Genomic DNA, 23,316 nt, shown 5'->3' with positions numbered 1-23,316 from the left:
ATCACCCGCTACTCCAACCTGACCGACGTCATCTGGAACAACCAGAGCAAAGTCATCTTGAACAACCGGATCGTCCCCTAAACGGCACATCCTGACAGCGAGAGACTGACACCGGAAACACCGCCGCCCCATCCTGCACCATCGGATGGGGCGGCCAAAATCCGGACGCCCAACACATGCGGCAAACACCGGCTGAACACCCGCGAAGACTGGAAAAGGCGCGCGGGTCATAAAGCACACGGCAACCTCACGGTCGCCAGCAGCACAGGCAACACCTATTTCACATGAAAGAATCGTACGACATACTTGAGGGGAGGGCGCGATGAGCAGAACAGATGAAATTTTAAGGGCGGCCAAGATGCCGCCGGAAGCAGTAAAGATGTCCAGAATGATCGACGTAATCTATTTCCCCATTCTATGCATCCTGTTGGTTGGGACCTACCACATGCACTTCATGCTGCTGGCGGGCGACTGGGACTTCTGGCTGGACTGGAAAGACCGGCAATGGTGGCCTGTCGTCACCCCCATTGTTGGCATCACCTACTGTGCCACCATCATGTACTACCTGTGGGTGAACTACCGGCTCCCCTTTGGCGCCACCTTATGCATCGTCTGCCTGCTGGTAGGTGAATGGCTGACCCGCTACTGGGGCTTCTACTGGTGGTCGCACTACCCCATCAACTTCGTCTTTCCCTCCACCATGATCCCTGGTGCACTCGTCATGGACACCGTCCTGCTGCTGACGCGCAACTGGATGATCACGGCACTGGTTGGCGGCGGCGCCTTTGGCCTGCTGTTCTACCCTGGCAACTGGCCCATCTTTGGCCCGACCCACCTGCCGCTGGTCGCCGAAGGCGTCCTGCTCTCGCTGGCCGACTACACAGGCTTCCTGTACGTGCGCACCGGCACCCCTGAATATGTACGCCTGATCGAACAAGGCTCATTGCGCACCTTTGGCGGCCACACCACCGTCATTGCCGCGTTCTTCGCCGCCTTCGTCTCCATGCTCATGTTCTGCGTCTGGTGGTACTTTGGCAAACTCTACTGCACCGCCTTCTACTACGTCAAAGGCGCCAGAGGGCGAGTCACCATGAAAAACGACGTCACCGCCTACGGCGAAGAAGGGTTTCCAGAGGGGATCAAATAATGAACGCAAAAAAACTGTTCAAATCAAGCGTCCTGGGGCTGGCCGGCATGGCCACCCTGGCGCTCACCGTCGCACTTGACATCAGCCCGGCGGCAGCGCACGGCGAACGCTCGCAGGAACCCTTCCTGCGCATGCGCACCATCCAATGGTACGACATGAAATGGGGCCCCGAGACCACCAAAGTCAACGACATGGCCACCATGACCGGCAAATTCCACTTAGCCGAAGACTGGCCGCGCGCGGTGGGCAAACCGGGTCGCGCCTTCTTCAACGTTGGCAGCCCAAGTCCCGTCTTCGTGCGGCTCTCCACCAAGCTGAACGGCGAGCCCACCATGATCTCGGGCCCGCTTGAAATCGGGCGCGACTACGCCTTCGAAGTCAAGCTCAAAGCGCGCATCCCGGGACGCCACCACATGCACGCCATGGTCAACATCAAGGATGCGGGCCCGATTGCCGGCCCCGCCGCCTGGATGAACATCACCGGCAGCTGGGACGACTTCACCAACCCCATCAAACTCCTGACCGGCGAGACCATCGACACCGAGACCTTCAACTTCAGCAACGGCATCTTCTGGCACCTGCTGTGGCTGGGACTGGGCGTCTTCTGGATCGGCTACTACGTTGCCCGGCCCATGTTCCTGCCGCGCAGCCGCGTCCTGCTGGCCTATGGTGACGACCTGCTGCTGGACCCGATGGACAAGAAAGTGGCCTGGATCGTCCTCATCATGACCTTTGGCATCGTCTGGGGCGGCTATCGCTATACGGAAAACAAACACCCGTATACCGTTCCCATCCAGGCGGGTGAATCCAAAGTGCAACCGATGCCGGTGAAACCCAACCCCATCGCCATCAAAGTGACCCATGCCAACTACGACGTACCGGGACGGGCCTTGCGCGTGACCATGAACATCACCAACAGTGGCGACAGCGCCTACCGGATTGGCGAATTCACCACCGCTGGCGTACGGTTCATCAACAAAGTGGGCTTGAAGCACCTGGACCGCAACTACCCGAAAGAACTGGTGGCCACCGGCCTGTCGATGGACAATGAGGCACCGATCCAGCCTGGGGAGACACGCGAAGTCAAGATGGAAGCGAAGGATGCGCTGTGGGAAGTACAGCGGCTGATGGCGTTGCTGGGCGATCCGGAGAGCCGTTTTGGCGGCCTGCTGATGACCTGGAACGACGCTGGCGACCGCAACATCAACAGCATAGCCGGCGCGGTCATCCCGGTCTTCACCAAGCTCTAGGCAACCTGTCGGACTTCACAAGTCCGACAGCTGCTGGGCAGTCAAGGCAAAGACACCGGTCCGCCGCCGTCGCCAGACGGAAAGGTGGATCGGTGTTTTTTTGAGGCATGCGTAATCGATTACCTTCGCCCCGGTATTGCCACCGGCGCGGCTTGAACAGTGGATCATCATAGTTTCCAAGCGGGAGGACCCGTTCGTGGTTAGGCAAGTGACACAGGCAGGCGCCGCGGTTCTCATCCTGATTGCGGCACTGTATGCCGGCGCAGCCGCTGCGCATGGAAAGGTCGCATTGGAAGAAGACAGTTGTGTGCGCCGCATTGGCGACAGCATGGTGCATTTAAGCGCCTACCAGCCCCAATTCGAACCGAGCGCGCAATACTGCACCGACATTCCCAAGGGCGGGAACACCTACCTGGTGGTGGACCTGGTAGACCAGGCGCTGCGGGACATGCCCATCGGCATGCGGGTCATCAGAGGCACCAGCGAGACAGAAGACGAAACCGTGACCTACCTGCGCCCGAGCTACCACCCCGATGGCGTGATCAAGGGAGAGACCAGCCTGGACCAGGGACTGTACACCATCATCATTACCGCGGAAGGACAGCCTCCCTTGCGCTACCAGTACCCCTTGCGGGTACAGATGATCAACTACGCCAACATCTTCCGCACCGCGGTCGGCCCCTTGATCGGCCTGCTGCTGCTGACCCTGTTTGCGTACAAGCTCATGAAATCGAAACGGGTCCAGCGCTGGCGCGCATCCCGCCGCACCTAGATGCCGGCGCATCCCGCCGGCTCCAGGCAACTGACACACAACTGGCACACCGGTCCGCTCGCCAAGCCGCATGAGCAGACCCACGATTCATCCTACCCATATAGGCGATTTTGATAATGTCCTCACCATTTCTGAAACCTGCTGTCGTATGTTTACTGCTCACCCTCGGCCTGCCCTTTTCCGCGCCGGTCCAGGCCCACGGCGGCCTCTCCCTGGCCGACGACGTCTGCAAACTCACCATCGGCCCCTACACCATGCACTTTACCGGCTACCAGCCGGAAAGCACCCAGGAAAAAGAATTCTGCGAAGACATTCCGGCAACCGGGCGCACCGTCGTGGCGCTCGACTACATTGAAGACGCCCTGCGCCCCCTGACCACCGAAGTGCGCATCATCCGCGACACGGGCGCGCCCGCGGGCGCCGAAGAGAACCTGGATGCCATCACCATCCTGCATATCCCGGCCAAAGTCTACCCCAACGGGTCCATCAACTTCGAATATGACTTTGCCCAGCCCGGCAAATTCGTCGGCCTCGTCACCGTACGCGAAAAACAGGAGGAATACGTCTCGCGCTTCCCCTTCTCGGTGGGCGAGCCAAAAGGCGTCTCCCCCTTCCTGATCGGCGGCATCGTCGCCGCGATCGGCATCGGGGCAGTGGTCTTCCTGCGCGGCCGGCGTAAATCCGTGGATATCAGCGCCGCCTGAAGGCTAGCCGTCGAAGCCCCGGCGGGATCAGGGGCTTCGAACCATACTGCGGCAAGACAGTCAAATCATATACCTGCTCCCTCGGGTGCAGTGTCATGAAGGAGGAGTGAGAATGAAATTATGGATGGCAATGGCTTTTGCCCGCATGCGCGGCGGCGCGCTGATCCTGGCCATGGCGCTGTTCCTGCCCAGCGCCCCCGCCCTGGCCCACGCCATGCTGGTCAAGGCAGAGCCCCCGCGGCGCGCGGTGCTCACCGTCACCCCGGGGCAGGTGCGGCTCTGGTTCAATGAAGAAATCGAAAAGGACTACGCCTCGCTGGCCCTTCTCGGCCCCGACAAGACTCCTGTCACCGACGTCAAGCCCCATATTGCCGCCGACGACCCCAGAGCCATCGTCCTGCCGTTGCCGGAACTGGCTTCCGGCAAGTACACGGTCAAGTTCCGCGTGTTATCGGTGGACGGGCACGTGGTTGACTCGTCCTACGACTTCACAGTAAAGAGCAAAGCGCAACAACAGTGATCCTGAATCCGGCAGTTGACCGCTCATCTTTTAATTTAGCGCAATGATTCACAAAGACCTTTTGCGTCACTTGACCTTCACCGATAAGGTGAGTTCGCTACTGCCGGATTCAGGATGATCGAGGTCATCGCGACGCTCCTTCGCTGGTTACAGCTTGCGTCCAACATGATCCTGGTCGGCAGTTGCGTCTTCCTTGCCATTGCCGGATCGTTTCACTCCCCGTGGGTTGCGCGCCTGCAGCGCGCCTTGCCGTGGCTGGGCTTCCTCCTGCTGGCGGGGTTGCTGGGCATCCTCGCCACCACCACCGCCCAGGCCACCGGGGTGGACGATAATGCCTGGCGCCCGCAGGCCTGGCTCGCGCTCATCCAGAACACCCGCATGGGCCACATCTGGGTGGGGCGCGCCGTGCTGGCGGTCCTGGTCACCGCCATCGCCCTCTACATCCGCCGCGCACCGGCAGCGCGCTGGCGCTACGTCTTGTGCGCCAGTGTCGCCACCCTCACCCTGGCGGTCGGCTCCCTCGCGAGCCATTCCGCCGCCGAAGAACTGTCCTTGCTATCGGTCCTGCCGTACGCCCTGCACATCATCCTGGCCAGCGTCTGGTTCGGTGCCCTGCCGGCCTTCCTCGTCGTCTGTTTCGCCTGCACCCAGCCCACTGCGCGCGCGCCCCATCCCGGCATCCAGACCGGCGCCATCGCCCGCATCCACGAACTGTTCCAGTCGCGCGAAGAAGCGGTCCAGGCCGGCGCCCAGGCGCTCCGGCGCTTCTCCGTCATGGCCTTGCCGGTCATGCTGGCCGTGATCGCAACCGGCATCATCATTACCGACCGCATGGTCGATACCAGCTATGGCGCATTGGTTGCTACCGAATACGGCTGGCTGCTCAACGCCAAAATCGCCCTGCTGGGCGTGGTGCTCATCATTGCCGCGCGCGCCCGTTCCACCTGGCTGCCGCTGCTTGGCATGCCCGCCCCGGACACGGCTTCGGATAATGGCGCGGCGGCCGGCGCCAAGCTCAGGAAATGGGTCAGCTTCGAATTCGTGCTCGCGCTGGGGATCGTGCTGCTGGCGACCATCGTGGCCAACACCGTCCCGGCCAAGCATGCCATCATCCAGAACTGGCCGTATTCCTTCCGCTTCTCCCTGGCCGCCACCTGGGGCGAGCCGAGCGTGATGATCCGCGTCTGGCTGGGCGTCGCCCTGCTGGTCCTGTCGACCGGCGCCGTCGCCCTGGGGCGGGTGCGCCAATGGGACAAAAAGCGCCGCCTGGGCATCCCGGCGGTGCTGGCGCTGCTGGCCCTGGCGGTGGGACTGCCGCCCCTGGCCATCGACGCCTACCCGGAGACCTACCGCCGCACCCCGGTGCCGTTCGATACCATTTCCATCGCCAACGGCTCGGCCCTGTTCGCCGAGAACTGCGTGGCTTGCCATGGGCTCCAGGGCAAGGGCAACGGCGTATTGGCCAAGAGCTTCGCCAAGCCGCCGGTGGACATGCTCACCGAGCCCCACACCGCCAAGCATACTGCGGGGGATTTCTTTCATTGGCTGACCTACGGCATTCCCGATACCGGCATGCCCACCTTTGCCGACAAGCTCTCGGAAGAGGATCGCTGGGACGTGGTGAACTTCCTGCATGCCATGTCCCGCGGCTACCAGGCGCGCCTGATGAGTCCCAGGGTGGTCCCCAATCAGCCCCAGCCGGCCATGGGCCCGCCCAATTTCTCCTATTCCGCCAGCGACGGCGCAAGCGGCACCCTGAAGGATTTCCGCGGGCAGAAGAATGTGCTGCTGGTGCTGTTCTCGTGGCCGCAGTCGCGGGAGCGGCTGGAGGCGCTAAGCCGGCTCTCCCCGGCGCTGCAGGCCGCCAATACGGTGTTGCTGGCGGTGCCGGAGGATGATCTGGCCCCGCAGGAGCTGGCAGCCATTGCCGCCGACGTGCCTTTCCCGGTGATCACGCAGGGAGCCGCCGGGATTGTGCAAAGCTATACCTTGTTCCGCCGCACGCTCAACAAGCCCGATCTGCTGGGTGAGGGCACGCTGCCCGACCATATGGAGTTCCTGGTCGACCGCTTCGGCTATCTGCGCGCGCGCTGGATTCCGGACGCCGATGGCCCCGGCTGGCGCGATACCGAGATGCTGATGCAGCAGGTCGCCCAGCTCAACCGGGAAAAGGAGATACTGCCACCCCCGGGGGACCATGTGCATTGAGCGACAACTTACCCTAAGTCTCCACCCATTCAATCAGCGGCTGCCACTGCGTCAGATCGCGTTCAGCTAAATAGGATGGGAGATCGAAAATACTTTTGCCAGTGAAAGCGGCGTTGACATACACCATGGTATCGCGCAGGTAAGTGAGAATGGGAAGGTCATACTGCTTGAGAAATTGTTCCAGAGTCGCCGCGGCGCGAGTCCGGGGATCCACGCGCATGCCAATAATACCAATAAAAGCCTTGTGCTTCCGCACGGCTTTTTCTTCCATCAACCGGTCCAGAAAATCCCGGGTGGCGGCCATGTCGAATATCGAAGGCTGCACCGGTACGACAATCTTGTGCGCAAGTTTCAATGCCTGAGCAAGATTCTTGCCATGTATGCCGGCGGGTGAGTCCAGCACCAACCAGTCGTTGTTATCCGGAATAACTGGATTAATTTCATTGCGGTCCGCATCCAGGCTGGTGATCGCCGGCAACTCGGCCGCACGCAACGCGAGCCAATCCAGCGATGATTTCTGACGATCCAGGTCCCACATAGCTACCCGCTGGTTCTGTCCGGCCAGATAAGCGGCCAGATTGGTCGCCAGCGTGGTTTTTCCACATCCCCCCTTGGGGTTTGCCACCAGAATTGTTCGCATCCTAGCTCTGCATCGTCTTATTCATTTCTCGCCTTTCCTCGTTGAGCAGGAATGCCGCTAACGTCACATTCCTGCTCTGCTCCCCGAGAGATTTGTAAAAGCTGCGCCGTCTCTACACCTTCATCGGCCGGCACCGGCTCCGTGGGCAACAATAATTCTGTGCTTCCCGCATTTTCCCTGGGTTCAAGCAGGGAACCCAGTTCCTCCAGCGGCGGCAATTCTTCCAGGGAACGCAGATTAAGATCGTTGAGGAAATCCGCGGTAGTCGCATACAAAGCAGGCCTTCCGGGAACATCCCGATGTCCAACAGTATCTATCCAGCCACGCGACTCCAGCGCTTTAAGCACCGAACTGGAAACCGTAACCCCGCGAATTTCCTCTATGTCGCCACGGGTTACCGGCTGGCGGTAAGCAATAATAGCAAGGGTTTCCAGCACTGCGCGCGAGTAGCGCGGAGGTTTTTGCGGATTCAACCGGTCGAGAAATTTCTGCATCTCCGGTTTGGCATGGAAGCGCCAGCCGCCGGCGACATTGACCAGTTCTACCCCTTTCTCATCCCAATCATGCCGCAACTCATCAAGCAATCTGCGCAGAATCTCCGCACTCAGTTCTTCGTTGAACAATTTTTTCAGTTCGGACAGCGGCAGCGGATCCTGGCTGGTGAGCAATGCGGTTTCCAGAATCCGCTTAATTTCATCGGGGGTGGATGAACCGGGTGAATTAGACGGTAGTAAGGAAACTGATTGATTTGACATAGATGATTCCGAAGGTTTGAGGCTGGGTAACCTCCACCTGATTTTCCCTGACCAGCTCCAGTAGCGCAAGAAAAGTTACCACTACTTCCGCCACCGCGGCCGTAGGGCTGAACAATTCCCTGAACTCAATAAATTGATGCCCCTGCAGCTGGCGCAAAATGCGGCTCATGTGTGCGCGAACCGAAAGTTTCTCGCGAGTAATATGATGCCTGCGATTCGCCTGGGAGCGGGCGATGAGCGTAAGCCAGGAATTACGCAGATCATCCATGCTCACATCCGGCAGGCGCTTAACTACCGTCTGATCCGTCCATAGCCGTGCCACCGCAAAATCCCGTTCGGCCTGAGGCAATTCATTAAGGCGCTGTGCAGCAAGTTTCATTTGCTCATATTCCAGCAGCCGGCGCACCAGCTCGGCGCGTGGGTCACCATCCTCTTCAGCCCTGGCAGCTGGCCGGGGCAATAGCATGCGGGACTTGATTTCGATCAGCACTGCGGCCATCAAGAGGTATTCTGCTGCCAACTCCAGTTGACTGGCACGCATCATTTCGACGTAGGCCATGTACTGCCGCGTGAGCTCAGCCATCGGAATGTCCAGCACTTCCAGGTTATGCTTGCGAATGAGATAAAGCAACAGATCAAGGGGCCCCTGGAAAGTGTCGAGAAATACTTCCAGCGCATCCGGCGGAATATACAAATCCCGGGGCATTTCCCTCAGCGGTTCACCGTGAATTTTTGCGACAGGACTGACGGCGGCGGAAGAGAGGAGGTCGTTCATTCTGAATAGGGTAAGCGCAGTGATGGCAATATGGCTTTACCTCTGCAGCGGAGCGAAAAATGGACTAAGGGCAAGACGGACCGGACCGGCTGGCGAATGACAAGGAAGCATGACTGAACGATAACTTTTAGAAATCCTAAGAATAATCCAGTCCCATCGCCTCTCGGACGTCACGCAGGGTTTCCTGCGCCAGTTCGTCAGCCCTCTCGCATCCGTCGGCGATGATATTGCGCACCAGCGTAGGATCTTCTTCATACAGCCGTGCGCGCTCGTGCATGGGTTTCTGCTCGGCCAATATAGCCTCGATAACCGGCTGCTTGCATTCCAGGCAGCCGATGCCCGCGGTAGTACAGCCCTCCTGCACCCATTCCCTGGTTTCCGCGTTCGAATAAACCAGGTGGAATTGCCACAACGGGCATTTAGCGGGGTCGCCCGGGTCACTGCGCCGGACACGCGCCGGATCGGTCGGCATCGTCCGGATTTTCTTTATGACGCTGGCTTCATCCTCCCGCAGGTTGATGGTGTTGTTATAGGATTTGGACATTTTCTGGCCATCCAGCCCGGGCATTCTCGATGCGGGGGTAAGCATCACTTCAGGCTCGGAAAGAATCATTTTGCCGCCGCCTTCAAGGTACCCAAATAGCCGTTCCTGGTCACCCATGCTCAAGTTCTGTTGCCCGTCGAGCAATGACCTTGCCGCCGCCAGCGCCTCATCGTCGCCGTGTTCCTGGTAACGATTTCGCAGTTCACGGTAGACTCTGGATTTTTTTGAGCCGAGCTTTTTTATCGCCGCTTCGGCTTTTTCCCGGAACCCGGCTTCCTTGCCGAAAATATGATTGAAGCGGCGCGTGATCTCGCGGGTAAATTCGATATGCGGCGCCTGATCTTCGCCTACCGGCACACGATTAGCGCGGTAAATCAGAATGTCCGCGCTCTGCAGCAAGGGATAACCGAGAAAGCCGTAGGTACTCAGCTCTTTCTCGGTCAATTTTTCCTGCTGATCCTTGTAGGACGGGACCCGTTCCAGCCAACCAAGCGGGGTAATCATGGAAAGCAGCACGTGCAACTCTGCATGCGCCGGCACCCGCGATTGAATGAACAACGTTGCCTGTGCCGGATCCACCCCCGCAGCCAGCCAGTCTATCACCATATCCCAGACATGCTGTTCGATCACCTCCGGGGTATCGTAATGCGTCGTGAGAGCATGCCAGTCGGCAACGAAAAACAGACATTCGAACTGGTGCTGCAGCTCCACCCAATTTTTCAGCACGCCGTGATAATGCCCCAGGTGCAGGCCGCCGGTAGGGCGCATCCCCGATAAAACTCGATCAGTGAACATATTGCTTGTCCTTGGTTAACTCCTTGCCCCAATGCGTATTCAATTACCCAACCCGAAAAACCATACTACCATTTCTATCGTAATCCCGATAAAAGGCCCGATGATGGCGCCAAGCACGCCGGTGATCAGCAGCATCAGCAGGATCATAAAGCCATAAGGCTCAATTTTCGCTAGATTATTTGCCATTCGATGAGGCAGCAGACTGGCCGCAACGCGCCCGCCGTCCAGCGGTGGTAGAGGCAGTAGATTCAATACCATCAGTATCACGTTGATCTTGATACCCGCTTCACCCATTAATACCATGGGCCTGGCAAACCCGCTCTCCGGAAAGGTAAGACCGAGCTTGATTACAGACGCCCAGAGCAACGCCATGAACAGATTTGCCCCTGGCCCAGCCAACGCGACCCACAGCATATCCTGCTTCGGATGGCGCAGCGCCGAGAAGTTGACCGGAACCGGCTTCGCCCAGCCGAACAGGATCCCGCCCAGCAATAGCGTCAATAACGGTAACAGGATAGTGCCCACCAGATCAATATGGCGAACTGGATTCAGGCTGACACGTCCCTGCGCGTAAGCGGTGAGATCGCCGAAATGCTTGGCCACATAACCATGGGCGGCTTCGTGCAGGGTAATGGCGAAAATCACCGGTAACGCGTAAATAGCAACGTTCTGGATAATACTATCCATTCGAGATTCCGAAAGGCGCGAGACTTCCCTTGCCTTGTCGTATCAACATCGGCGTGCCACCGGTCAGGTCGATCACAGTACTCATCTCCAGACCACAGGCCCCGCCGTCCAGAACCAGTTCAACCTGGTGTTCGAGTCGGTTACGAATCTCCCCCGTATCATTGAGTGGAAACTCGTCGCCTGGCAGAATCAAGGTGGAGCTCAACAGCGGTTCATTCAACTCCGTCAGCAGTGCCTGTACCACAACGTGACTGGGAATCCTCAGGCCGATGGTATTGCGCTTCGGATGCTGCAAGCGGCGCGGTACTTCCCGTGTGGCCTGAAATATAAAAGTATAGCTGCCGGGTGTACTCGCCTTGAGTAACCGGTATTGGCTATTATCGATTTTGGCGTAATGCGATATTTCGGCCAGATCGCGGCACATCAGCGTAAAGTGATGGTGCTCATCCACCTGCCGTATCGCACGAATGCGCGTCATGACGTTCTTGTCGCCCAATTGACCGCCCAGCGCATAGCAGGAATCGGTCGGATAAGCGACAACGCCGCCGGCGCGTACAATAGCCGCCGCCTGCCTGATCAGGCGGAACTGCGGGTTATCGGGATGAATGGAAAAGAATTGGGCCACGCGAAACAGTTTCTAATTTTAGTTTTAGAGCATTTCCAGAAATCCAGATTCCAGGCAACCCGTTTGCTAACAGGGCGCAACGAACGCAAGGTGTTGATGCAGGTATCATTGTTTATTGCAAGCAGCGAAATATAGCCATTAAACGGATTAAAACGGAATTAGTATCCCGCGCAGCGGAAGCCCGCAAATTATAATTTTTAACCGTGCCTTTATATCGAACTTCAGAGGCAGGGAATTCACTCCACTACATCACGCTAGTCCAATCATGCCATACCGGTGTACACCCAGCGGGTAAATCCGGCATCCGGCCCAGGTCGAAATAACTCTCGCCGGGCCCGTGAAAATCCGAGCCGCGTGAGGCCAGCAAGCCCATTCGCTGGCTATGGCGCGCAAACAGCAAAGATTGTTCAGGCGTATGGCTGGCCGTGATGACCTCGATAGCCTCGCCACCCAAGGCACGAAATTCCAATAGCAACTCGTCCAGCGCACTCTTACCCAGTTTGTAGCGTGCCGGATGAGCGATCACCGCCCTGCCGCCGCTGCTGCAGATCCAGTCGACCGCCTCGTTCAACGAAGCCCACTGATGCGGCACGTATCCGGGTTTCCCCTTGACGAGGTATTTCTTGAATACGGATCGCACATCCTTGGCATACCCTTGCTGAACCAGAAAACGGGCGAAGTGGGTACGGCCGATCAGGCGTCCGTCTCCACTATTAGCGTAAGCTCCTTCGAAACTGCCATGAATACCAAATTTATCAAGTTGCGTAGCGATATTGTGAGCCCGGGCTGTTCGGCCATCGCGAATGGACTTCAAACCCTGTACCAACTGGGGATGATCGGGATCTATGCCGAGGCCGACAATATGCAGGGTCTGGCCGCGCCAGTCGGCGGAAATTTCCACGCCATTGATAAAGGTAATGCTCTTATCCGCAGCGGCTAGGCGCGCTTCCTCCAATCCCGCCACATCGTCGTGATCGGTTAACGCCAGCATGTCCACGGCCCGCGTAGCGGCATGTTCCACCAATTGGGTAGGCGTCAGTAAGCCGTCTGAAATTGTCGAATGACAATGGAGGTCAATGTTGGGCATCAGGAGCTATTCGCGTTAAGCAAGAGACGCATCATAGCAAATTAGGGGGGTAATGAAAAATCAGCTGGCGGAAGAATGAGAAAAGCCTTTATTTCGATGCCAATGGCAGGCAAATCCGCAACAAGGCATTCGCTTGCCCACTTTGCATCTCAGTGACGAATGGCTAACTATTTTCGGGTAAAGTAGCAGGGAATAGACAATTTGCCGTTATCCTGGATAAAGGATGAAGGTCAAGTGACGCTAAACCGGAAACGAGCGGTTGAGCGGTGAATAGCGCGAATTCAGGGTTACATTGAGATGAGCAAATGGATTTTCTGCCAATCTTCGTCAACATAAAAAACCGCAATTGCCTGGTGGTCGGCGGCGGGGAGGTGGCTGCGCGCAAGATCGCATTGCTATTGCGCGCAGGTGCTCACATCACGGTGATCGCCCCGGAACTCTGTGCGGAACTGAGTGAGCGGCTGCCTGAGCAGCTTTCCCAGGGAATGATCATGCATCGCGCCGAAGCCTTTCGTCCCGATCATCTGAATAATGCTGTTCTGGTTATTGCCGCCACCGGGGACCCAGTCATCAACCGGCAGGTTTCCGAAGCCGCCGGGCAACTGCATATTCCTGTCAATGTCGTGGATAATCCGGATCTTTGTTCTTTCATCATGCCTTCCATCATAGACCGCTCCCCTGTTCTGGTCGCGGTTTCGAGCGGAGGCGCATCGCCGGTATTGGCGAGGCTGTTGCGGGCGCGTCTGGAAACAATGATACCGGCAGCGTATGGGCGTCTCGCAGCTTGCGCCGCACATTACCGCGAGCGGGTAAAACTGCATTTTTCACGTCCGGAGAAGCGGCGCATATTCTGGGAAAGCGCTTTGCAGGGGCCGTTTGCCGAAATGATCTTTGCCGGTAGGGAGCGGGCAGCGCAGGATTATCTTGAGCGCTCGCTGCAAAGCGAAGCCGACGATATGCCGCAAGGAGAAGTTTACCTGGTGGGCGCCGGACCGGGAGATCCAGATTTGCTGACCTTTCGCGCGATGCGCCTGATGCAGCAGGCGGACGTGGTCGTGTATGACCGCCTGGTGTCGCCTGCGATACTCGACATGGTGCGGCGTGATGCAACTCGCATCTATGCCGGTAAAGAACGCAGCCATCACGTCATGCCGCAGGAATCAATTAACGAATTATTGGTGCGGCTGGCGAAAGAAGGCAAACGCGTGCTGCGGCTGAAAGGCGGCGATCCCTTTATCTTTGGCCGCGGTGGCGAAGAAATTGAAACCCTGTCTGACCAAGGCATTCCTTTTCAGGTGGTGCCGGGCATCACGGCGGCATCTGGGGCGGCGTCCTATGCCGGTATTCCACTCACGCATCGCGATTATGCGCAGTCCTGCATCTTCGTCACCGGCCACCTCAAGGACGGCAGTGTGGATCTGGATTGGTCCATGCTGGCACGGCCAAAACAGACCATCGTGATCTATATGGGATTGCTCGGATTGCCCGTGCTGTGCGGGCAATTGATTGCGCATGGCCTGCCGGGCACGACGCCGGCGGCCATCGTGCAGCAGGCCAGCACCCATAACCAGCGGGTACTCACCGCTACGCTGGAAACACTGCCGGAACTGACCATATCGGCCAATCTCACTCCGCCAACTCTCATTATCGTCGGCGAAGTCGTTAAATTGCATCAGAAGCTAGCCTGGTTCGAGCCTGGGAGTGATTTGCGCGCCGGCGAACCAACGTGAGATTACAAAGCGCTTTATGTTGATTTTGCGATACCGATGTTTCTCGGAATAAAAAAAAGCGCCCGGAATCGGGCGCTTCCAAAGCCGCGCGACGGGCTGTTATTTATTCGGCTGGGGCGTGATGCGCAAATAGGGGCGCGGCGCCTTATAACCTTTCGGGAATTTCTGCTTGATGACTGCTTCATCCTGAATCGTAAGGGGAATAATCACGTCGTCACCATCGTGCCAATTGCCCGGAGTGGCCACCGAATAATTATCGGTCAGTTGCAGTGCATCAAGAACGCGCAGGATCTCATCAAAGTTACGGCCGGTGCTCATGGGGTAAGTGATGATGAGGCGCACCTTCTTTTTCGGGTCAATAATAAACAGCGAACGGACGGTCATGGTTTCCGACTGATTCGGGTGAATCATGTCGTACAGAACCGCGACCTTTTTATCCACATCCGCGATAATCGGGAAGCCGACAACGGTATTTTGCGTTTCCTCAATGTCTTTGATCCATCCCGCATGTTTCTCCGCTGGGTCCACCGATAGCCCGATCGCTTTAACGTTGCGCTTGGCAAATTCGGACTTGAGTTTCGCGGTCAACCCAAGCTCGGTAGTGCAGACAGGCGTAAAGTCGGCGGGATGCGAAAATAGCACTACCCAGGAATCGCCTGCCCATTCGTGAAATTTAATCTTGCCGATCGAGGAATCTTGCTCAAAATCAGGTGCGATATCACCTAAACGTAAAGTCATAGCCCTCTCCCTAAGGTTGGAAAAAATGGTTAGAAATTGCTGGTCCAATATAACCTGACTGTTTCAATGACTCAACAATTATTATTCGCGATGACTATTGGGACGGAGGGGAAGATGACAATTGCAGACAATTGTAGGGTGCAATAAGCAAAGCGCATTGCACCGCACGTTTAACCAATCCAGCATTGATCGAATCGAAATGAATCAGTCCACATGAGCATCAAAATCGCGACGATACCCATGACTATGGGATTGAGGAACCCCTGCGGCGCAATGCGCTTCGCTTATTGACGTCCCTAAGTTCTATATGTTTGTGGCGGGACTGGAGTTTTGGCTGCCTTCAGGAAAGTGAAGCAATTTCATCGGGGACTGGAAAACCCCATGAATAAGGAGGTTCATATTTCAGCAGGATTTTGTAATAAGTCCGGACGGATTCAGTCAGGATAACCGCTTCGCCGCCGCGCGCATAACCATGTTTCAGGCTGCGGAAATGTTTGCTGAGGCTCAATAGCGGCAATGTTTTCTTCAAGTCCAACCATGTATCCGGGCTCAATTTGAGCCGTTGCGCCAGCACGCGCGCATCTTCTATATGACCAGGGCCCTGGTTATATGCCGCCAGCGCAATCCAGGTGCGGTCCGGTTCCAGGATGCGTGATGGTAATCTGTCCTTCAGCATCTGCAGGTACCGCGCTCCGGCGAGTATGCTTTGCTGGGTATTCAAACGGTCGGTCACTCTCATGCGGTCGGCGGTGGTTTCCGTTAGCATCATAATGCCTCGTACATTGGCGGGTGAAGTTGCCAGATGGTTCCAATGGGATTCCTGGTAGGCCAACGCAGCGATCAACCGCCAGTCGATTCCCGTCAATTCTTCAGCCCGATAAAAATGATCACGCAAATCAGGCAGAACCGTGCGCCTTTTGTTCAAGATTCCGCTCACGTCTGCCTGCTCCAGCCGCTGCGTATGACCGTAATAGCGGTCGAGCAGCCGTGTCAGTGTGCCGTCTTGTTCGATCCGGTTAAAGAATTGATGCGTTTTCTCCAATAGCTCTCGCTCCACATACGGCGAAAACGCCCATGCCTTGCCGGTCGGTTCGCCCAAATCAAAGGCTATGCCCAGATTAGGGTAGAAATTCTTTGCCATGTCGATCTGGGTGGAGTCGGCTATCACATAGTCGATTTTGCCCTCCGCCAGTTTTGCCAGCAGATCTTCCTCGGTGATATCCACCTCAGTCCATTCCAGCGCGGGAATCCGTTGCTTGACTTTGTTGAGTTGCTCGGCATGCGTTGTTTCGCTTGCAATCTCGATGCTTCTCCCCACAAGGTCGCGGATGTTTCTGGGTCTACGATAAAGCGTGTTGTAGACCACTTGAGGTTGCATGCGCTGGTAGACGTGGCCAAAACGGGCACGTAATGCATGCTTTGCGCTGATGCTCAAACCAGCCGCAAGGTGCCCCTGATGCTTTTCCAGACTAAATAAGGCCTGATCCATGTTTGGGACGACCTTGAACCTTACTTCCAGGCCCAAGTCACGCGCGAACTCGGAAGCGAGATCAAACTCCAACCCGGCATGGCGGCCTTCGGAATTCTCATAATAGGTGTCAGGACTATTCACCGTAATGACCACCAGCTCGTCGGTTTTGCTGAATGGCACATCTGGCCTCTCAAACGAATCGCACGCACTAAGCAAGAGGCCGCAAACGATAGGGATAACAAGCAGGCGGGAAAAGATGGACATGGAAAAGAGACAAGCGAAACACGGAAACATTCTGACATGTTTTTGCCGTGAACGAGGGCAAGATAAACGCGGTATAAACTGGTAAAATGTTCACCTTGCAAGGAGAGGTACCGAAGTGGCCATAACGGCGCTGACTCGAAATCAGATGGTCAGGGTAACCTGGCACGTGGGTTCGAATCCCACCCTCTCCGCCAATCTAGCATTCAAAGCGATTCAATAAAGAATCATCATCTTAGCCAATCCCTGACTGCACCGAGACCGTAGTGGCGTCATCTGGGTTATTGGTACTGTCCTGGGAATACTTATTGTTATAGCAGCCTTATGGATTGCCGGTCCTGCCTGGGATTGTAAGGATCGTTGCTCAGGTTGGCTAAATACTTACAAGTCTGTCGCGTTTCCTATTGGCTGCGTTATTGCTCTCGCTTCTAATCTTACGCACTTGGTATTAATGATCAGTGGGCTTTGATACACACTGTTATTACTACGTCGCAAAACCGCTCCTGCAATCAAGAATGCGAGAACGCAGCATGAGCGGAACACAGCCATGGACAAAACCATTGTGCATGAACTCTATGGATTTGATGTAATTTGCGATCGATTACGGCGCGCAACCACGGGTATGCTACTTATCACCTTGCTTGCCACCATGGGCGGCTGTCACCTGCTGACGTACCGGCTCGGCGGGGGCTTTGATGCCGTTCCTGAAGATCTTAAGGCAGAATTAAGTCCCGAAGCTGCCGCGTTGGTCGATATGGCGTTCGCTAATCTGGATCGGTCGCGTCTTGCCGATGCGCATGTGCATCATATTTCCCGGGAGGTTCATCCCAGCTGGAGATCGTGGTCGAGTCCCATTCGCCGGCTTCGCACCGACATCTTCCTGAGCGGGGCGGGTGTCGTATGGGCGGAGAATGTTGAACAGCGCTACATCGAACGGCTTGAACGGCTGGCGGCGCACTTTCCCGATGGAACGTCGTTCCTACTCTACGCGCTCGACTGGACACATGATGCGGAGGGTAACCCTCAGCCGGATCACACGCCGATCTACGTCTCCAATGATTTGGTCTGGGAAGTTGCGCAGAAGTCAGCCGCCAATTTCATTCCGGTCGTCTCGATTCATCCCGCCCGATCGGATGCGATCGAGCAGCTTCACCGCTGGGCCAAGCGTGGCGTGCGTTACGTCAAGTGGCTGCCCAGCACAATGAAGATTGATCCGGCTGATTCCGCGCATGATGCGTTCTATCGTGCAATGCGCGAGCATGACATGATCCTGCTTAGCCACACAGGCTACGAGCACGCGGTGGAGACGGTGGATCAGGAACTAAGCAACCCGCTACGCCTGCGCCGGCCGCTTGAGCGCGGTGTAACAGTGGTGGCGCTGCATGCCGCAAGCAATGGTTCGTTTCGTGATCTCGATGCTCCAACTCATGCATCTGATTCACTATCAGGTCCAAGTCGCATGTCCGGCATCGACCTGTTGCTGCGGATGATGGATGAGCCGGCGTATGAAGAAAACCTCTATGCGGAAATTTCCGCGATCACGTACTTTAACCATCTCGATGCGCCCCTGCGGCGTCTGCTTGCGCGGCCCGATCTTCACCATCGGCTCATCAACGGCAGCGATTATCCGCTCGTCGGTCTCAACATCGTGATTCAGACCCGTGCGCTGCAACGGGATGGATTTATCACAGCCGATGAGCGGCAATGGCTCAACGAGATCTACCGCAAGAATCCGTTGCTCTTCGATTTTGTCGTCAAGCGCACTGTGCGTCACCCGGATACGGGTGAATCGTTCCGCCCTGAGGCCTTCCTGCTTCCCGAACGTTGGCCGCGCGCCACTAGGCCCTGAAGAACTTACGACACGGCTTCGTCATGGGAGCGGCTTCGTATCCGTAAAAAGCAGGGCAACAAAGAAGCCTTTTCGTTCCAGGTTTCGTCCAGTTCATTTATCTACGGATTACCTGCTGGTCCCTATAATCTGGATTATGGATGGAATCAGGAAAAATTTTAGATAAAGATAGCTACTAACGAGAAACTCCAGCCTAAAAAGGGCGTCTGACTGTCTTGGTTTCCTAGGACCGGCATCCACATTTGCCGCTGACTTTGATGATAAATCGTGATGCAAATGGTGAAAGTGTCAAGAGCGCATAATTATTCAGGTGTGTTCTCTCTATCACTGCCGCATTCACTTCAGCACTCCCTATGAAGAACATATACGTGGAAGAAGGATCGAGGCCCATCAAGGCCTGGACCGACATAGAGGACGACGCGCTTGCGCAGGCCAAAAATCTTGCGCGGCTGCCTTTCATAGATCGCAATGGCGTCGCATTAATGCCCGACTGCCATCTTGGCAGAGGCAGTACCGTGGGTACAGTCATCGCAACCGATAAAGCAATCATTCCTGCTGCGGTCGGCGTGGACATAGGATGCGGCATGAACGCTGTCCGCCTTTCCCTGAAAGCCTCCGACCTGCCTGATTCATTGCTCGCCATCCGGCGGCAAATCGAGCGTGATGTGCCCCTGGGTGCAGGTGGAAGTCGCGACAGGCCGGCAGCAATGGACAGCCTCACCTCGGCGCTTCACAAAGGACCCAGCTTCAAGCGGTGGTTCGGCGGCTTTGCACAAAGCCGCAAGGCGGACGAAATCAGCCTCATCAAAAAGGCGCAAGCACAACTTGGAACCTTGGGCTCGGGCAATCACTTCATCGAAATGTGCCTGGATGAAAATCAGGACGTCTGGGTAATGCTCCACTCGGGCTCCCGGGGTATCGGCAATATGATCGGAAGCTACTTCATCGAGAAGGCAAAACGCAGGATGGAGCAATTTTCCATTCACCTGCCGGACGGCGATCTTGCCTACTTGACTGAAGGCGATGATGACTTCGACGACTATGTGGAAGCCGTCAACTGGGCGCAGGATTACGCCCTGGAGAATCGCCGAGTCATGATGGACTCGGCGATTGCGGCATTGCGGCGGCATATTCCGAGGGAATTTAATCTTACGCAGGAGGCCATCAACTGTCACCACAACTATGTCGAGAAGGAGAGCCATTTCGGCCGCAATCTCTGGGTAACACGCAAGGGGGCCATACGAGCGCAGGTAGGCGATCTGGGCATCATTCCCGGCTCCATGGGGCAACGCAGCTATATTGTGCGCGGCAAGGGCGAGCTGGAATCCTACTGTTCCTGCTCACACGGCGCCGGCCGTAAAATGTCCCGTACGCAAGCGCGAAAAACCTTTACCGTGGCCGATTTGGTTCAGCAGACAAAAGGGGTTGAATGTCGCAAGGACAAGATGGTGCTGGACGAAATTCCATCCTCGTACAAGGACATTGATGAGGTCATGGCAAATCAGGTGGACCTGGTTGAAGTGGTTCATACCTTGAAGGCGGTGTTGTGCGTTAAAGGAAGCTGAAAGGAATGAGAAAACATCGGTAACCTGAATGCCTCGATTGATCACTCATTCCAACGCTTACATTTTGCATATTTTAACTTCAATCATCGGCGCAGAATCGCCAACCAGCGCGCGATGTTGAGTAGTGTCATCAAGGAAGCCGCAACATAAGTCCATGCTGCGGCAGTGAGTAAGCGCCGGGCATGTGGCATGTCCCCATCGATCAGATAACGGCCCCGCTCCAAAATTGGCAAGGCGCGGGCAAAACTGGCATTCAACTCCATTGGCAAGGTTAGCGTGTGTACGAGCGCCGCGCTTCCCAGTGTCAGAATGCCCCCGGCAAGAAATAGCAATCCTGTTGCAGGAGAACGTAGTGCTGTCATCATCACAGGCGCCAACATCAGGATACCGGCGCCCAGTTTCTCGGCAGGCGCAGCCCATTGCACCAGCTGGGTACGCAAGGCAAGGGGCGGGTAACCATCTCGATCCTGGATCGCATGGCCGACTTCATGTGCTGCAACGGCTATGGCGGTCAGTGAGCGGCCGTTAAATTTGTCCGGTGAGAGACGGACTATTTTTTCCACTGGGTCATAATGGTCGCCCGATTCGGTCTCCTCCACACGTACATCTTGCAAGCTGGCCTGATTCAGCAGGTCGCGAGCGAGCTGTGCTCCTGTGAATGCATAGCGATCGGCGGGTTCGCTATATTTTTCCATGGTATGTTTGACCCAGTAGGAAGGTCCGACAACCAGGAGAACGATAAAACCAATCAATATCAGATAGAGCATGACGGGGGATATATGTTAAGGAACAACTTTAATCGGACAGTCTACGTGACGACCTATCGACAGCTCAGGTCGCTCACCCCTTTATGTAACATTTGATCGATAATGTTCAAAATAATTCTTGATTTAAATCGAGGTAAACGGTGGGGTGCTGGCGTCAAGAGGTGGCGCAAATACATCAAAACAAATTGCTCCGAATCTGCTCCAGTGCTGCGCTTGCGCATATGGTTCATAGGTTAACTGATCCCGCGATTCTTCCTCATGAGAAAAATTCTATTGTCCTTATGTTTCCTGTCGCTCGCAGCTTGCGCCTCCCAGAAGACGTTGAAGGGATTCGACAGGGAGTTTGATAGCGGCAAATCCTGGGCCGAACTGCAGATACACTTGCCTGCTTTCCCCAAAGCGGAGACTCTGCTCTCATTTGACGCCGGCCCCGCCAGCGACAATCTTCATTACATCGATGCTCCGTCCATCGCGGTGGGAGATGGCACAGTTCGCTACACCTTGGTAATCAAATCGCCCACCGGAGCGATGAACGTAAGCTACGAGGGCATGCGGTGTGCGACCGATGGAGCGAGGGAGAGTGTGAGAGCGGAAATATTAATACTTAAATTCCAGGTCACCGAAAAAAGGCTCTACGCCATTGGCCGCGATGACGGGACGTGGTTACGGCCGCGGGTATCGAAATGGGAGGAACTCGAAAATATATCCCAGCATTACGCGCAACGGGCGCTTGCCAGATATTTCTTCTGCCCGGCAAACATTATTGTAAGAAATGAGGAAGAGGCAATTCAAGCATTGAAGAGAGGTAGCCATCCACGCGTGCTTCAGTAGCCAGCGCTACACCCTAATTCGAACCTGGCCTGATATCCGCTTTGTGCGTCAACGTACGGAACGTTCCGGCCGGGGGGGTAGCATTCTCTCTTCACGGCAATTTCGCCGGATAAACAGGAGAAGCTATCATGGAAAATTTTACGCTGAAAAATATGGCTCGATCTCTGATGCTGGCCAGCGTTATCACATTCAGCGCTGCCGGGGCGGCAAATGCGGCAGGCGCGGGAGACCAGACCGGGCAGCACGGGGATATGTCGGGGCATGGGGGTCCCGTCGATAAAAAGGCAGGTTCCGGGGGAGGGCAAAAGTCAGGTCCCGCTCCAGAGCCAGGCACCTATCGTCAACCCGGCAGCTCTACTTCCGGACAGACCGGCGGTACGACCGGTGGATCGGCAGGCCAGGGAACAGGATCGGGATCCACAGGGACAGGTTCCACGGGGGCCGGATCCACGGGATCCGGATCATCCGGCCAAACCGGCGGCGGAGGATATTGACCCTGCTTCAAGGACGGGCCCAGCTGGGCGCAAGAGAGCAGGCTGAACGGCGCTCCTGCTCTGTTTCGCCGGGGTGAATGTTCCCCGGCATTCGAGGTAAAGCGGAAGATCTCCCTTGCTACAGGATTGCCCACCTGAGGAAACAGCCGGGCCTAGCAGTGGTAGCCTGGCTTTTTCTTGTTTAGCCCTTACTTCTTTTACCGAGAACCCAAACTCCTTCGTTTCATCTCTACCTGTTTATCTCAGGAAAATCTGCCGCGATGGGGCAGAGGGTATGCCGGGATAAATACCAAAATAAACGGAAATCCCATTTTCCCTATCCGTTCTTGACAAGAGAGCGGACAATGCAGGCAATTTACCGAAAAGTAGACCAATAGTTCTTTAAAAAAAGCGAATGCGGTATCCTTATAGCGGTTCTTTTTAGCAAAAAATCAAAATGAGAAATTTGGCAATAATAATCTTGACGGTAATGACATTCACTATCGGCAACACGAAAATAGCATTTTCTTATACGCCGCCCGAGGACACCAGCTGGATAAAACGTGGTAAAACGGATCGGTGGAGTAAGCCGGGACCGAAGCACTCCGATGCTGAAGCAAATCGTTTACTTCGGAACAACTCTCAAGTCTTCACATATGTGCCTGGAGACATTAAAAGCGCAGGGGAGCCTTCTGTCCGTTGTGATCAAGGTGGGATCAGGACAGAATCATCGAGCGGCTATTGCCTGGATTACCACAGCCCCAGTAAGAGAACGTCGTGGAAGATACGGTACGAAAGAGGAGGACGCGTCGATCGGATTTTTAAATACGCGGGCTATAAAAACAAATACTCATCTTTAGATTCCTGGGTGGTGTTTAACAGTGATCCTGCCACCCCGTACGGTTCGGTTTTGCTTGCCTCGCCCGCAGCGGAACAGGCTCTTCGTAGCGGAGGCAACGATAAAAGTTTTACCGGGTTTACACCCGATCAGGTGGATGCCCCAGTAGCGCAGTAGTTGCGGGAATAGAAGAATAATGGCGTCGCTGGCAGCTTTATCCGTTGGTAGCCCAGCATTGACGCTATGACATCCAAAGATCTTTTGATGAAGTATTTCCCGTTGAC

Annotated in this window: 21 protein-coding genes and 1 tRNA gene; 12 read left to right on the top strand and 10 right to left on the bottom strand. The window is 56.0% G+C overall.

Annotated elements, in window-relative coordinates:
- The first annotated feature begins 322 nt into the window (after positions 1–322).
- From BLP45_RS08150 to BLP45_RS08125, 6 genes are all read left to right on the top strand, one after another.
- Complete coding sequence (locus BLP45_RS08150) at positions 323–1,147, top strand: methane monooxygenase/ammonia monooxygenase subunit A (RefSeq protein ID WP_090371561.1); 825 nt, start codon at positions 323–325, stop codon at positions 1,145–1,147.
- Positions 1,147–2,397 carry a methane monooxygenase/ammonia monooxygenase subunit B gene (locus BLP45_RS08145; protein ID WP_090371559.1) on the top strand — a complete coding sequence of 417 codons (1,251 nt, stop codon included), beginning with the start codon at positions 1,147–1,149 and terminating at the stop codon, positions 2,395–2,397. Before BLP45_RS08150 ends, BLP45_RS08145 begins: the two co-directional genes overlap by 1 nt.
- A gap of 196 nt (positions 2,398–2,593) precedes the next feature.
- Positions 2,594–3,169 carry a hypothetical protein gene (locus tag BLP45_RS08140; protein ID WP_090371586.1) on the top strand — a complete coding sequence of 192 codons (576 nt, stop codon included), beginning with the start codon at positions 2,594–2,596 and terminating at the stop codon, positions 3,167–3,169.
- Between the two features lie 116 nt (positions 3,170–3,285).
- A complete protein-coding gene (locus tag BLP45_RS08135) occupies positions 3,286–3,873 on the top strand; it encodes a hypothetical protein (RefSeq protein WP_256327748.1) in 588 nt (195 codons plus the stop codon).
- 145 nt (positions 3,874–4,018) lie between these two features.
- Positions 4,019–4,393 (top strand): copper resistance CopC family protein, encoded by a 375-nt coding sequence (locus BLP45_RS08130; protein ID WP_371128744.1) that lies wholly within the window; start codon positions 4,019–4,021, stop codon positions 4,391–4,393.
- Positions 4,394–4,507: 114 nt separating this feature from the next.
- Complete coding sequence (locus tag BLP45_RS08125; RefSeq protein ID WP_090371557.1) at positions 4,508–6,601, top strand: CopD family protein; 2,094 nt, start codon at positions 4,508–4,510, stop codon at positions 6,599–6,601.
- 13 nt (positions 6,602–6,614) lie between these two features.
- On the opposite strand, the gene BLP45_RS08120 is transcribed toward BLP45_RS08125, so the two are convergent.
- The 7 genes from BLP45_RS08120 to BLP45_RS08090 form a co-directional block, all read right to left on the bottom strand.
- Positions 6,615–7,241, bottom strand: a complete 627-nt coding sequence (locus BLP45_RS08120) for a ParA family protein (RefSeq protein ID WP_090371555.1) — start codon at positions 7,239–7,241, stop codon at positions 6,615–6,617.
- Positions 7,242–7,258: 17 nt separating this feature from the next.
- Positions 7,259–7,996, bottom strand: a complete 738-nt coding sequence (gene scpB, locus BLP45_RS08115) for an SMC-Scp complex subunit ScpB (protein WP_090371553.1) — start codon at positions 7,994–7,996, stop codon at positions 7,259–7,261.
- The gene (locus tag BLP45_RS08110; RefSeq protein ID WP_090371551.1) at positions 7,962–8,771 is read right to left on the bottom strand and encodes a segregation and condensation protein A; all 810 of its coding nucleotides are present in this window, start codon (positions 8,769–8,771) and stop codon (positions 7,962–7,964) included. The genes scpB and BLP45_RS08110 overlap by 35 nt, the downstream gene beginning before the upstream one ends.
- Positions 8,772–8,907: 136 nt before the next feature.
- Entirely contained in the window at positions 8,908–10,110 is a 1,203-nt protein-coding gene (locus BLP45_RS08105) for a tryptophan--tRNA ligase (protein WP_090371549.1), read from the bottom strand.
- A 39-nt stretch (positions 10,111–10,149) separates the two neighbouring features.
- The gene (locus BLP45_RS08100) at positions 10,150–10,797 is read right to left on the bottom strand and encodes a site-2 protease family protein (protein ID WP_090371547.1); all 648 of its coding nucleotides are present in this window, start codon (positions 10,795–10,797) and stop codon (positions 10,150–10,152) included.
- Positions 10,790–11,422, bottom strand: a complete 633-nt coding sequence (locus BLP45_RS08095; RefSeq protein ID WP_090371545.1) for an L-threonylcarbamoyladenylate synthase — start codon at positions 11,420–11,422, stop codon at positions 10,790–10,792. Before BLP45_RS08095 ends, BLP45_RS08100 begins: the two co-directional genes overlap by 8 nt.
- A gap of 244 nt (positions 11,423–11,666) precedes the next feature.
- A complete protein-coding gene (locus tag BLP45_RS08090; RefSeq protein WP_090371543.1) occupies positions 11,667–12,509 on the bottom strand; it encodes a 3',5'-nucleoside bisphosphate phosphatase in 843 nt (280 codons plus the stop codon).
- Positions 12,510–12,814: 305 nt separating this feature from the next.
- Here BLP45_RS08090 and cysG point away from each other — a divergent pair, with 305 nt between their 5' ends.
- Positions 12,815–14,239, top strand: coding sequence for a siroheme synthase CysG (cysG, locus tag BLP45_RS08085; RefSeq protein ID WP_090371541.1), 1,425 nt, complete (start codon positions 12,815–12,817; stop codon positions 14,237–14,239).
- Positions 14,240–14,338: 99 nt separating this feature from the next.
- Here cysG and BLP45_RS08080 read toward each other — a convergent pair whose 3' ends face one another.
- On the bottom strand, positions 14,339–14,977 hold the full coding sequence (locus BLP45_RS08080; protein ID WP_090371540.1) for a peroxiredoxin: 639 nt from the start codon (positions 14,975–14,977) through the stop codon (positions 14,339–14,341).
- A 340-nt stretch (positions 14,978–15,317) separates the two neighbouring features.
- Positions 15,318–16,712, bottom strand: a complete 1,395-nt coding sequence (mltF, locus tag BLP45_RS08075) for a membrane-bound lytic murein transglycosylase MltF (RefSeq protein ID WP_256327746.1) — start codon at positions 16,710–16,712, stop codon at positions 15,318–15,320.
- 101 nt (positions 16,713–16,813) lie between these two features.
- Here mltF and BLP45_RS08070 point away from each other — a divergent pair.
- The 3 genes from BLP45_RS08070 to BLP45_RS08060 all read left to right on the top strand — a co-directional run bounded on the left by BLP45_RS08070 (position 16,814) and on the right by BLP45_RS08060 (position 20,123).
- Positions 16,814–16,906: transfer RNA gene (locus BLP45_RS08070), tRNA-Ser, on the top strand.
- Positions 16,907–17,256: 350 nt separating this feature from the next.
- Positions 17,257–18,558: an amidohydrolase family protein gene (locus BLP45_RS08065; RefSeq protein ID WP_090371537.1), complete on the top strand. Its 1,302-nt coding sequence runs from the start codon at positions 17,257–17,259 to the stop codon at positions 18,556–18,558.
- Positions 18,559–18,911: 353 nt separating this feature from the next.
- Positions 18,912–20,123, top strand: coding sequence for an RtcB family protein (locus BLP45_RS08060; RefSeq protein ID WP_090371535.1), 1,212 nt, complete (start codon positions 18,912–18,914; stop codon positions 20,121–20,123).
- Between the two features lie 83 nt (positions 20,124–20,206).
- On the opposite strand, the gene BLP45_RS08055 is transcribed toward BLP45_RS08060, so the two are convergent.
- A complete protein-coding gene (locus BLP45_RS08055) occupies positions 20,207–20,890 on the bottom strand; it encodes a zinc metallopeptidase (protein WP_090371533.1) in 684 nt (227 codons plus the stop codon).
- 258 nt (positions 20,891–21,148) lie between these two features.
- Between BLP45_RS08055 and BLP45_RS08050 the strand changes: the two genes are divergently transcribed.
- Both BLP45_RS08050 and BLP45_RS14600 read left to right on the top strand, forming a co-directional pair.
- On the top strand, positions 21,149–21,721 hold the full coding sequence (locus tag BLP45_RS08050; protein ID WP_090371532.1) for a CNP1-like family protein: 573 nt from the start codon (positions 21,149–21,151) through the stop codon (positions 21,719–21,721).
- A 128-nt stretch (positions 21,722–21,849) separates the two neighbouring features.
- Entirely contained in the window at positions 21,850–22,215 is a 366-nt protein-coding gene (locus tag BLP45_RS14600; RefSeq protein WP_090371530.1) for a hypothetical protein, read from the top strand.
- The last annotated feature ends 1,101 nt before the right edge of the window (positions 22,216–23,316 follow it).

The organism is Nitrosospira sp. Nl5 (genome assembly GCF_900102495.1).
GTDB lineage: Bacteria > Pseudomonadota > Gammaproteobacteria > Burkholderiales > Nitrosomonadaceae > Nitrosospira.
The sequence above is the reverse complement of the archived record's forward strand: the minus strand, read 5'-3'. Positions and strand labels throughout refer to the sequence as shown.